We start from the raw sequence: 11204 nt of genomic DNA, 5'->3' as shown, positions 1-11204 counted from the left end.
GCCACCCACCCCACTGCCACCGCGGTCAGCACTGACCCCACTGCCGCCACTGTCTGCACTGCCGCCGCGGTCGCCACTGGCCCCGCGGTCGCCGCTGCCGTCGCCGGTGCTCATCGGTTCGCTCAGCCCCTCGGCCTTCCTCGGCCCGTCTGTCCCTGTCTCGTCATGTCGGTCACGTCGCGTCGCGCCCGGCTACCCGTGTCGGCCGCGCCCTCACTCCCGGTCACGCCCCGGCGGTCGTGGCCCCGGAGCACCCGCTCCCCCGTCACCCACAAGTAGTCAGCCGCCATGATCAGTCCCTCGGATCGTCCGGATCGAGGCCGTGCAGCGGGAAGACCGCACGGCGGGTGTCGCGGATGGCGACGTCCACCGGGTCGTCGTCGCCGTCGCCCCAGGGGCTATGAGTGACGTCCGCCCCGTCGGACATCTCGCGCGGCAGCTCCGCGTGCGGCGCGGCCTTGCGCACCATCTCGGACCACCCCGCCGGAATGGGCGTCTCGGGCTCGACATCCCGGTCGAGCACGGTCGCGAGCAGGTGCGTCCACGACCGCGGCACCACCCGGATCAGCTGGTACCCACCGCCGCCGACCGCGAGCCACTTGCCGCCCGCGTAGCGCTCGGCCAGCTCCCGCAGCGTCGCGTAGATCGCCCGATGCCCGTCGACGGAGAGGGACAGGTCGGCCAGCGGGTCCTCCTCGTGCGAGTCGACCCCGCACTGGGTGACCAGCAGCTGCGGCCGGAACTCCGCCAGCAGCGACGGCACGACCGCGTGGAACGCCCGCAGCCAGCCGGGGTCCTTGGTGCCGGGCGGCAGCGGGATGTTCACCGCACTGCCTTCGGCCTCGCCCGCGCCCACCTCGCCGGAGTACCCCGTGCCCGGCCACAGCGTGAAGGGGTGCTGGTGGAGTGAGACCGTCAGGACGCGCGGGTCGTCGTAGAACGCGGCCTGCACGCCGTCGCCGTGGTGGACGTCGGTGTCGACGTACGCGATGCGCTCGAAGCCGTGGTCGAGGAGCCACGAGATGGCGACGGCGCAGTCGTTGTAAATGCAGAAGCCGGCGGCGTGGTCGCGCATGGCGTGGTGCAGGCCACCGGCGATGTTGACCGCACGGCGCGCTTCGCCGTCCGCAATCTTCCGCGCGGCGAGCAGCGTGGAGCCGACGACCAGTGCCGACGAGTCGTGCATCTCGCTGAAGACGGGGTTGTCGGCGGTGCCGAGCCCGTGCCCGACGTCCCAGCCGGCCAGCGGCGCCTGTTTGACGGCTTCCAGGTACTCGGCGGCGTGCACGCGGAGCAACTCGGTTTCGGTAGCGGGCTCGGGGATGAGCAGCGACACCCCGTCGAGGACGCCCAGCTCGGTGGCCAGGCGGATGGTCAGCTGCAGCCGGACGGGGTTGAACGGATGATCGCCGCCGAGATCGTAACCGAGCAGCGCGGGATCCCAGACGACGGCGGGCGGCTCCATGCACCCCGATGGTAGCCGGGCTGGACCGGGTTTTGCCGCCCCGATCACCTCGGCTGACTGTCGGTGCCAGGCACTACCATGGATTCCTGCGGACGAAGGGGACATCGTGAACGATCTCATCGACACCACAGAGATGTACTTGAAAACCATCTTCGAGCTCGAAGAAGAGGGTGTCGTACCGCTCCGTGCCCGTATCGCCGAGCGGCTGGAGCAGAGCGGGCCCACGGTGAGCCAGACCGTGGCCCGGATGGAACGGGACGGCCTGGTGCGCGTGGCCGACGACCGCCACCTCCAGCTCACCGACCACGGGCGCGAGCTCGCCACCGCCGTCATGCGCAAGCACCGGCTGGCCGAGCGGCTGCTGCTCGACGTCATCGGGCTCGAGTGGGAGCAGGTGCACACCGAGGCGTGCCACTGGGAACACGTGATGAGCGAGGCGGTGGAGCGCAAGCTGATCAAGCTGCTCAACCACCCGACCACGTCCCCGTACGGCAACCCGATCCCGGGGCTCGACAAGCTGGACCAGGGCAGCCTGCCTGCCCCGCAGCCGGAGGCCGACCTCATCCGCCTCGACGAGTTCGCCCGCGCGGGTGGTGGTGACGCGGAGATCCGCCGCATCGCCGAGCACGTGCAGATCGACGAGAAGATGATGATCGACCTCAAGGCGGCGGGCATCGTGCCGGGCACCACGGTGAAGGTGGGCCGCGCGGCGGGCGGCGGCACGGTCGAGGTCACCGGCGAGGCCTCCTCGGTGCAGGTGCCCATGTCGGTGCTGCACGCGGTGCTGGCGCAGGCTCGCTGACCTCTCGCGGCCGGCGCGCCCGAGAGCCCCGTGAGGGTGGTTTCCGGGCAAGGTGTCGCATCGGGAGTCCTCCTGTCCGTGGTGGGGTTCGACGGCCGGTTGCCCGGCTGTCACTGGGGGTGTTCGGCTGCTCGTCGAGGCGGCGGGTTCTGGGGTTCTGGCGTGCAGCGCTCGCTGTCACGTGCCGCTGTAGCTCATCTGAGGTGAAGTGGCGGCGCCGCCACGTGCTGGTGCAGCTCGGTGAGGCTGCCGGTTCCGGCTTCGTGATCGACGTGCCCAGCGGCGCGTTCAGCCGAAGCTGTCGGTCGTTCGGTCAGCACCCGGGCTTCGGTCGCCGCAAGCACGCCTTCGCGGTGCGCCTACCCTCCGGCTCCCGGCCTCCGACGCCCAGCCCGCCCGCAGCTGCTCCGGACGGTCAGGCAGGATCGGGAGGACGAGGGATTCAGCTGACACGAGCACCGGGTCACGGCAGGATCGGAAGGCACGGGTCCGGGCCGAGGCGACAGACCCGAGCCCGGGCGGCGGGATCCCGGCAGGGTGGGATTCCGCTCCGGCACAGGGGCAGTGGTCCCCGGCAGAAATGGGTGAGGGTGAACGACATGGACAGCCCGGTGAGCGCGGAAGGGCCCGCGCAGTTCCAGGCGCACGAAGCCGCCGCCGAAGCGTTCCGTTCGGTGCACGACCGCGCTCCGGCCGGGGTGTGGTCCGCCCCCGGACGGGTCAACCTGATTGGCGAGCACACCGACTACAACGACGGCTTCGTCCTGCCCTTCGCCCTGCCGCACCGCATCGCCGCCGCGGCCTCGCCGCGCGACGACCAGCTGCTGACCGTCTCCACGCTCGGCTCGGACGGGCGCATCCAGCAGGCGGACCCGCTGGAGATCCCCGGCCTCACGCCCGGCGGTGTCGAAGGCTGGGCCGCCTACCCCGCCGGTGTCGCCTGGGTGCTGCGTGACCAGGGCATCACCCGCGGTGCGGACATCGTGCTGGCAGGCGACGTGCCCACTGGTGCCGGTCTCTCCTCCTCTCACGCGCTGGAATGCGCTGTCTCGCTCGCTCTGCTCGGGTTGAACGGTCAGGAGCTCGACGAGCCCGGCACGCCCGACCGCATGCAGATCGCCCGCTGGGTCCAGCGCTCCGAGAACGACTTCGTCGGCGCACCGACCGGCCTGCTCGACCAGACCGCGTCGCTCTGCTGCACCGAGTCGCACGTGCTGTTCCTCGACGTGCGGTCCGGCCAGGCCGAGCAGGTGCCCTTCGACACCGCTGCCGTCGGGCTGCGGATCGTCGTCATCGACACCCGTACCAAGCACTCCCACAGCGAGTCCGGCTACGGCGACCGGCGCCGGGGCACCGAGCGCGCCGCGGACCTGCTCGGCATCAAGGCGCTCCGCGACGTCCCGCTCGCCGACCTCGACGCCACGCTCGAGCGCCTGCCCGCGGAGCTGGTGCCGCTGGTTCGCCACGTCGTCACCGAGAACCAGCGCGTGCTGGACGTGGTCGCTCTCCTGCACGAGGGCCGGCTGAAGGACATCGGCCCATCCCTCGACGGCTCGCACACCAGCATGCGTGACGACTACCGGATCTCGACCGTCGAGCTCGACACCGCCGTGGAAGCGGCCCGGGCCGCGGGTGCGCTGGGTGCCCGGATGACCGGCGGCGGGTTTGGCGGCTCGGCGATCGCCCTGGTACCGGAGTCGAAGGTCGAGGCCGTCGAAGCGAGCGTGACCGAGGCGTACGAACGCGAAGGCTGGCGTGCCCCGCGGACGTTCGTCGCGGTGCCGTCGGCCGGGGCGCGACGTGACCTCTGACGGCGGGCTCCGCCCGTGCGCCATGCCGTGCGCGGCGCACAGCTTCGTGGTCCACACTGGGCGCCACCACCTCCTTCCGCAGTTTCCGAGAAAGGCTTCCGACAACTCATGGCCCTCAAACTGATCGTCACCGGCGGTGCCGGGTACGTCGGCAGTGTCTGCGCGGCCCGCCTGATCGAGAGCGGACACGAGGTCGTCGTGGTGGACGACCTGTCGACCGGTCACGCGGACGCCGTGCCCGACGGCGCCCGGTTCGTCGAGGGCGACGCCGCCGAGGCGACTGCCTCCCTGCTCGGCGAGGGCTTCGACGGGGTGCTGCACTTCGCCGCGAAGTCACTCGTGGGCGAGTCGATGACCGACCCGGCCAAGTACTGGCACGGAAACGTTCTCACCTCCATCCGGTTGCTTGACGCGATGCGCGACAACGGCACACCGCGCCTCGTGTTCTCCTCGACCGCCGCCACCTATGGCGAGCCGGAGAGCTCACCGATCCGGGAAACCGCTCCGACCCAGCCGACCAACACCTACGGCGCGTCCAAGCTGGCGATCGACCACGCCATCACCAGCTACGCCCGCGCCCACGGGCTGGCCGCGGTGAGCCTCCGCTACTTCAACGTGGCCGGCGCCTACGGCCGTTACGGGGAGCGGCATACCACCGAGACGCACCTGATCCCGCTGGTGCTGCAGGTCGCCAGCGGAGACCGCGAGCAGGTGCAGATCTTCGGCGACGACTACCCCACGGAAGACGGCACTGCCGTTCGTGACTACATCCACGTCGTCGACCTCGCCGACGCCCACCTCCTGGCGTTGCAGCACGCGGTGGCCGGGGAGCACCGCATCTACAACCTGGGCAACGGGACCGGGTTCTCCGTGCAGCAGGTGATCCAGACCTGCCGCGACGTGACCGGGCACCCGATTCCCGCGACCCTCGCTCCGCGCCGTACCGGCGACCCCGCTGTCCTGGTGGCGGCGAGCGACCGGGCCCGCGAGGAGCTGGGCTGGAAGCCCGAGCGCGCCGACCTGTCGGGCATCGTCGGCGACGCGTGGCGTTTCGCCCAGGAACGGCGACAGGGCTGACACCAGCTCGTTCGACGCGTTCTTCCCAGTGTTCCGGCGACGGCGGGTCGCTCGGGTGGGCAGACGACGCCGCTCGGCGTGCGCCGTCGTCGTATGCCCTGCCCACCGTCGCCGGAACATCGCAGCCCGCCGGTCGGGGAAGGTCACCGGGGGGCGGATCTGGACCATGGCGTCGTGCTGAAGCCATGGCTCGTCTGTCAGGGTGGGTCGCCGGCCGGCCGGATCTGGACAGTGTCCTCGTGTTGAGCCAAGGCTCGAAGGCGTTCCGGGGGTACGCCCGCCGCCAGGCAGCGGAAGAGTAAGCCCGCCATCGTGTTGCCCGGGTCCGCCTCCAGAGCGTTGTCGAGTGCGATACCGGCCAGTGCTCCTTCGCCACGGATATAAGCCGAGTACGCCAGCAGCACCGCGGGTTCCGCGCGCTCCGGAGCAGGGGTGGACCGAACCAGTTCCTCCCACAGACGCTCGGCGTGTTCGTTCCAGGCGGGGTCGCGGGCCGTGGCCAGACACGCGTCCCGGACCAGCGAGTCGGACAGCGCCATCGCCAGGTCGACGATCTGTTCGTCCGAAAGGGACAGTTCTTGCCGCTTGACCGTTTCCAGCGCGGACCGGACTGTCTCCGCTCGTTGTGGCCGCAGCTCTTCCTGAGCGATCGAGGGGTCGGTCGCTTTCAGGGCCGAGTTCAGCAACTCCGCGCGCCGTTGCAGGGCTTCCGGATCATCCGGCGACAGCAGTCGTACCAATTCTTCCCGGCTGCTGAAGGTCACCTTCCCGTCCAACGCGAACGCCGCGGCGGCGACGGTGCTCAGCTCGTCCGGCAGGACGCCTTCGCAACCGTCTTCGTGGTAGCAACACCACGTCGCGCCCTTACGGATTTCGGGCGCCCAGGTGGTGTGCCGGACGCGCGCGCCGAGAGTGGCGAACGCTGTCGCCAGTAGCGCGACGAGATCTCGATGAGGCGGACCCGTCGGCGGCGGGGGTTGAGCCGGATGTCGGCCGATCAGTATGACCTCCACCGTCTTCGGCGGCTGAGTGGCGAGCATGCGGGTGACTGCTTTGATGATGTCCCGCTCTTTTCCTTGCTCCGGTAGGTCAGCGCGAACGATGGCTTGGAGCTGTTGGCCGCCGGGCCCACCGAGGCCGAGCACGATGAGGGAGTTCGCGGGCCGGAAACCGAGGAGCGGAGGCAGGGCCGCGATCATCTGCGCCGGCTCACGGAGGATGAGGCTGTAGGGACGGTCGGAGAGGATTGTCGTGGTGGTCACGGTTTCCACAATGGCGCATGCGGGAGCCTCGATGGGAAAAAGTTTGGCCGGCTGTGGATAAGGGGGGTGGTGTGGATAACTGGCGGCGATTTGTCCACATCGGAGGGTGGATCTGGGGTGAGGCTGGTACGTGGGAAAGGCGGCGACGATGCGACGGCGGGGTGGCAGATTGTCTGCGGCCACGGAAGTCGGATAGTGGCGGGGACGGAACGACGGTTGTGGAAGGGGGGAACGGGCGACTGGCCAGGGCGGGTGGGTGAACGGCTGGCGGAAAGCGGGCGACCAGAAGAGCGGAGTAGGGGTGGTGGTTGAGGAGGTAATGGCTGACCGGAGCGGCGGCGGAGTCGCGGGGTGGCGGGGGTGGCGGGGTGGCGGAGCGGCTGACCGGAGCGATGGGGGAGCCGCAGAGTCGCGGAGCGGCGGGGTGAGTGAACCGCAGAGTCGCGGAGCGGCGGGGTGGCTAACCGGAGCGACAGCGGAGTGGCGGAGTCGCGGGGTGGCGGCTGAGCCGCGGCGTCGCGGAGTCGCGGAGTGGCTGACCGGAGCGGTGGTCCGCGAGGGCCTGGTCACCCTGTTGGGTTTGTTGCCCGAGATCGACCACGTTGGTGTGGCGGCGGACGGCGTCGAGGCCCTGCGGCTCGTCGCCGAGCTGGCGCCGGACATGCTCCTGGTCGACCTGCGGATGCCCCGCTGCGACGGCGTGACAGCGAACGGAACGGGGCGCGCGGAGCACCCCGGCACGGAGACGGTCGTCCTATGCCGACGACTCGCTGCTGTCGGCGCTGCGCGCGGGCTCCCGTGGCTACCTGACGAAGGACGCCGACGCGGAGTCGATCGCGCGTGCGTTGCGCTCCGCAGCGAACGGGCGTCTACTGTGGACTCCCAACTGCCGCGCCCCGGCATCGCGCGCGGAGCAGGTCGCCAGGGCTCACCGCCCGCGAGGTCGAGGTACTCCGGCTGATCGCGGGCGGACTGTCCAACGCCGAGATCGCGCGCACCCTGTTCATCAGCCAGGCGACGGTGAAGACGCACGTCAACCACCTGCTCGCGAAGGCGGGCTACGTGACCGCGCCCAGGCCGTGGCCTTCGCGCGGGTCTCGTCCACCACTGCAAACGCCGGCGGACTAAAGTCGTGGGTCGTGGGCGATCAACCCAAACTCCAGCGCCGGGTCGCGGAAGCCGCGGAAGCGGTGCTGCGCAAGCAGAAGTACGTGGCGCCGGTCGACGTGCTCGTGGGGTTGCGGTGGCTGCAGGCGTCCGCCGTCGAGGAGTGGCGGCGGGGCCGGCCCGGGTCCCTCGCGGAACGCCTGCCGGTCGACGGCGTGAAGGTCCTGACGGCGTTCGAGCACCTGCGGGACTGGGCACGCGGACGCGGACTCCAGCCGAGCGAAGCGGCGTACCTCGCGGGCACGCGGGACCGGCGGCCGCTCGTGTTCACCGAAGACGAGTCGCTGCAACGGGTTTTCCGCACGCACTGGGTTTCACCGGACCTGTCGGAGAAGCAGCGGGAAAAGCTCGAAGCACGGCAGAACCAGGCGCCGGATCTCGTGGCGGTGGTCGCTCCGGCCGACTGGACGTGCGCGAGCTGCGGCACGCGCTCCGCCGCGGGCGAGTTCCAGTACCCCGAGGAAGACCGTTCGCTGTGCCTGTCCTGCGCGGACTTCGACCACCTCGTGTTCCTGCCGTCGGGCAACGCCGCGTTGTCCCGGCGCGCGAAGAAGGAGAGCACGCTCGCCGTGCTCGTGTCCCGGTTCAACAAACGGCGGAAACGCTATGAGCGGCAAGGGATCCTGGTCGAGGAGGCGGCGCTGGAGCGGGCCGAGAGCCAGTGCCTGGCCGACGAGGACGTCCGCGCGCGGCGACGCGAGCGGGACGCGGTGCGCCGCGCCGAGCAGGACGTCGAGTTCCAGGCCGCGATGGCCGCCGAGATCCGGCGGCTGTTCCCGGGCTGCGACCGGGCCGACGCCATCGCGGCGCACGCCGGCACGCGGGGCAGCGGCCGGGTTGGCCGGTCCGCGGCGGGACGCGCCCTCGACGAGAACGCCGTGCGGCTGGCCGTCATCGCCTCGGTCCGGCACGAGGACACCGACTACGACGCCATGCTGATGGCGGGCGTCCCGCGAGCCGAGGCCCGCGACCGGATCCGCAGGGACATCGACCGGGTGCTGGTGCGCTGGGAGCGCCCTCAGCCCTGAGCGATGTAAGCCTGGAGCTGCTCCTGGTTGGCCTCCAGTTCCTCCATCCGGGTCTTCACCACGTCACCGATGCTGATGATCCCGGCGAGCCTGCCGTCCTCCACCACCGGTACGTGGCGGATCCGCCGCTGCGTCATCAGCACGCTCAGGTCGTCCACCGAGTCACGCGGGGTGCACGTCGCCACGATCGTGGTCATGATCTCCGAGACCGGCCTGGCCAGCAGCCCCTCGCCGCGTTCGTGCAGCTTGCGCACGACGTCGCGTTCGGAGACGATGCCCACCACCTCGCCGGCCTCGACCACCGGCATCGCGCCGACGTTGTGCTCGGCGAGCCCGGCCAGCAACCCGGCAACCGTGGTGTCCGGGGAGACCGTGGCCACCGAGTCGCCCTTGGTCCGCAACACGTCCGCGATCCGCATCCGACACCTCCGAGGTGATCTGCTTCACACCAGGTTAGGGGCGACGCTCGTCCGGGGAAAGCCACGATTCGGGCGATACCGGGCCTCCTTTCCCACGCGAACCGGCGGTAATCGAACCGGCACGGAAAACGCCCCGCACCTGGCAGACTGGTCCGCATGGCTGACGAAGACCCCTTTCTGTGGCTCGAAGACGTGACCGGCGAAGCGGCGCTCGACTGGGTGCGCGCGCGCAACGCCGAAACCCTTGGGGAGATGTCCCGCAGCGAGCGGTTCAGACAGCTGCGCGCGGAGATCCGCGAAGTGCTCGACGCGGACGACCGGATTCCGTACGTCTTCAGGCGCGGCGAGTACCTCTACAACTTCTGGCAGGACGCAGCCAACCCGCGCGGGTTGTGGCGACGCACCACCTTGGCGGAGTACCGCAAGGACCGGCCGGACTGGGAGGTCCTGCTCGACGTCGACGCGCTGGCCACCGCCGAGGGCGAGAACTGGGTGTGGCAGGGCGCGAGCGTCCTGCGTCCCGGCTTCCGGCGCGCGCTGGTCGAACTGTCACGCGGCGGTGCCGATGCCACGGTGGTGCGCGAGTTCGACCTGGACCGGCACGAGTTCGTCGAGGACGGTTACCAGCTGCCCGAGGCCAAGAGCCGTGTCGGGTGGATTTCCGAGGACCTGATCTACGTCGGCACCGATTTCGGGGAAGGCTCGCTCACCACGTCGGGTTATCCGCGGATCATGAAGGAATGGCGCCGCGGCACGCCGTTGTCCGAGGCCGTCACCGTCTACGAAGGCAAGCTGGAGGACGTTGCGGCGTTCGCGTTCCACGATCCGACACCGGGTTTCGAACGGGACATCGTCGGCAGCTCCCCGGATTTCTACCGGACGGAGCAATACCTCCGCACCGACGACGGGCTGGTGCGCATCGACGTGCCGGAGGACGCGCGGATCTCGGCTCACCGCGAGTGGCTGCTGATCCGCACGCGCTCTCCGTGGCAGCTCGACGACCGGGTCTACGACGCCGGCACGCTGCTCGCCGCCCGGTTCGACGACTACCTCGCCGGGTCGCGTGACCTGACCGTCCTGTTCGAGCCCGACGCCAGCACCTCGCTGGAGGCGTACGACTGGACGCGCAACCACCTCGTGCTCACCACGCTGTCCGATGTGCGCACCGAGCTGCACGTGCTGACGCCGACCGAGGGGTGGCGCCGGGAGCCGATGCCGGCGGGTCCGCCGCTCGGCGTCGCTCAGATCCTCGACACCGATCCGGACGAAAGCGACGAATACTTTCTCAGCACCAGCGGGTTCACCGAGCCGCCGACGCTGCGGTACGGGCACCTCGGCGGCGAGACCGAGGTGCTCAAGCAGTCGCCCGCGCGGTTCGACAGCGAGGGCATGACGGTCGACCAGTACTTCGCCACGTCCCGCGATGGCACGCGCATCCCGTACTTCGTCGTGCGACCCCGCGCCGAGGGCGGCCCGACGATGCTCACCGGGTACGGCGGGTTCGAGGTGTCGCGACTGCCCGACTACAGCGGCGTGCTCGGCCGCGGCTGGCTCGCGCGCGGCGGCACGTACGTGCTGGCGAACATCCGGGGTGGCGGCGAGTACGGGCCCTCGTGGCACACGCGGGCGATGAAGGAGAACCGGTACCTCGTGTACGAGGACTTCGCCGCCGTGGCGCAGGACCTCGTCGAGCGCGGCATCACCACGCGCGAGAAGCTGGGCACGCACGGTGGCAGCAACGGCGGGTTGCTGATGGGCGTCATGCTCACCCGCTACCCGGAGCTGTTCGGCGCGATCGTGTGCCAGGTGCCGCTGCTGGACATGCGCCGCTACCACCTGCTGCTCGCCGGCGCGTCGTGGATGGCGGAGTACGGCGACCCGGACGACCCGGCCCAGTGGGAGTACATCTCGAAGTACTCGCCGTACCAGAACGTCCACAGTGGACGCGACTATCCGCCGACGCTGTTCATGACGTCCACACGCGACGATCGCGTGCATCCGGGCCACGCCCGCAAGATGGTCGCGAAGCTGCGTGAGCTGGGGTACGGCGTGCGCTACCACGAGAACATCGAAGGCGGGCACGGCGCGGCGGCGGACAACGAGCAGCTGGCGCAGAAGTGGGCGCTGCTGTTCGAGTTCCTGTGGTCGCAGCTGAAGTACTGACGGTCGTGGC

General features: G+C 70.3%; 8 protein-coding genes and 1 pseudogene. 6 read left to right on the top strand and 3 right to left on the bottom strand.

Annotation, left to right across the window (positions count from 1 at the left end):
* Positions 1 to 292 precede the first annotated feature (292 nt).
* On the bottom strand, positions 293 to 1465 hold the full coding sequence (locus tag FHX82_RS22755) for an acetoin utilization protein AcuC (protein ID WP_145936622.1): 1173 nt from the start codon (positions 1463 to 1465) through the stop codon (positions 293 to 295).
* Positions 1466 to 1571: 106 nt separating this feature from the next.
* Here FHX82_RS22755 and FHX82_RS22750 point away from each other — a divergent pair, with 106 nt between their 5' ends.
* The 3 genes from FHX82_RS22750 to galE all read left to right on the top strand — a co-directional run bounded on the left by FHX82_RS22750 (position 1572) and on the right by galE (position 5155).
* Positions 1572 to 2267: an iron-dependent transcriptional repressor DtxR gene (locus FHX82_RS22750; RefSeq protein ID WP_183176773.1), complete on the top strand. Its 696-nt coding sequence runs from the start codon at positions 1572 to 1574 to the stop codon at positions 2265 to 2267.
* A gap of 599 nt (positions 2268 to 2866) precedes the next feature.
* The gene (gene galK, locus FHX82_RS22745) at positions 2867 to 4078 is read left to right on the top strand and encodes a galactokinase (RefSeq protein WP_145936624.1); all 1212 of its coding nucleotides are present in this window, start codon (positions 2867 to 2869) and stop codon (positions 4076 to 4078) included.
* Positions 4079 to 4186: 108 nt separating this feature from the next.
* Entirely contained in the window at positions 4187 to 5155 is a 969-nt protein-coding gene (gene galE, locus FHX82_RS22740; protein WP_145936625.1) for a UDP-glucose 4-epimerase GalE, read from the top strand.
* 197 nt (positions 5156 to 5352) lie between these two features.
* Here galE and FHX82_RS22735 read toward each other — a convergent pair whose 3' ends face one another.
* Positions 5353 to 6417, bottom strand: coding sequence for a DUF4192 domain-containing protein (locus tag FHX82_RS22735; RefSeq protein ID WP_183176772.1), 1065 nt, complete (start codon positions 6415 to 6417; stop codon positions 5353 to 5355).
* Between the two features lie 535 nt (positions 6418 to 6952).
* Here FHX82_RS22735 and FHX82_RS37790 point away from each other — a divergent pair.
* Together FHX82_RS37790 and FHX82_RS22725 are read left to right on the top strand one after the other, a co-directional pair.
* Positions 6953 to 7508 (top strand): annotated as a pseudogene (locus FHX82_RS37790) (LuxR C-terminal-related transcriptional regulator); the annotation flags it as partial.
* Positions 7509 to 7556: 48 nt separating this feature from the next.
* Entirely contained in the window at positions 7557 to 8612 is a 1056-nt protein-coding gene (locus FHX82_RS22725; RefSeq protein ID WP_145939007.1) for a DUF2293 domain-containing protein, read from the top strand.
* Here FHX82_RS22725 and FHX82_RS22720 read toward each other — a convergent pair.
* On the bottom strand, positions 8603 to 9031 hold the full coding sequence (locus FHX82_RS22720; protein WP_145939003.1) for a CBS domain-containing protein: 429 nt from the start codon (positions 9029 to 9031) through the stop codon (positions 8603 to 8605). The genes FHX82_RS22725 and FHX82_RS22720 overlap by 10 nt on opposite strands.
* 156 nt (positions 9032 to 9187) lie before the next feature.
* Between FHX82_RS22720 and FHX82_RS22715 the strand changes: the two genes are divergently transcribed.
* Positions 9188 to 11194 carry a prolyl oligopeptidase family serine peptidase gene (locus FHX82_RS22715; protein ID WP_145939002.1) on the top strand — a complete coding sequence of 669 codons (2007 nt, stop codon included), beginning with the start codon at positions 9188 to 9190 and terminating at the stop codon, positions 11192 to 11194.
* The last annotated feature ends 10 nt before the right edge of the window (positions 11195 to 11204 follow it).

The organism is Amycolatopsis bartoniae (genome assembly GCF_014191255.1).
Lineage (GTDB): Bacteria > Actinomycetota > Actinomycetes > Mycobacteriales > Pseudonocardiaceae > Amycolatopsis_E > Amycolatopsis_E bartoniae.
The sequence above is the reverse complement of the archived record's forward strand: the minus strand, read 5'-3'. Positions and strand labels throughout refer to the sequence as shown.

Excerpts from the sequence above, each read along its gene's own strand:
- FHX82_RS22755 (WP_145936622.1), bottom strand. The coding sequence starts at position 1,465 with ATGGAGCCGCCCGCCGTCGTCTGGGATCCCGCGCTGCTCGGTTACGAT.
- galK (WP_145936624.1), top strand. The coding sequence starts at position 2,867 with ATGGACAGCCCGGTGAGCGCGGAAGGGCCCGCGCAGTTCCAGGCGCAC.
- galE (WP_145936625.1), top strand. The coding sequence starts at position 4,187 with ATGGCCCTCAAACTGATCGTCACCGGCGGTGCCGGGTACGTCGGCAGT.
- FHX82_RS22720 (WP_145939003.1), bottom strand. The coding sequence starts at position 9,031 with ATGCGGATCGCGGACGTGTTGCGGACCAAGGGCGACTCGGTGGCCACG.
- FHX82_RS22715 (WP_145939002.1), top strand. The coding sequence starts at position 9,188 with ATGGCTGACGAAGACCCCTTTCTGTGGCTCGAAGACGTGACCGGCGAA.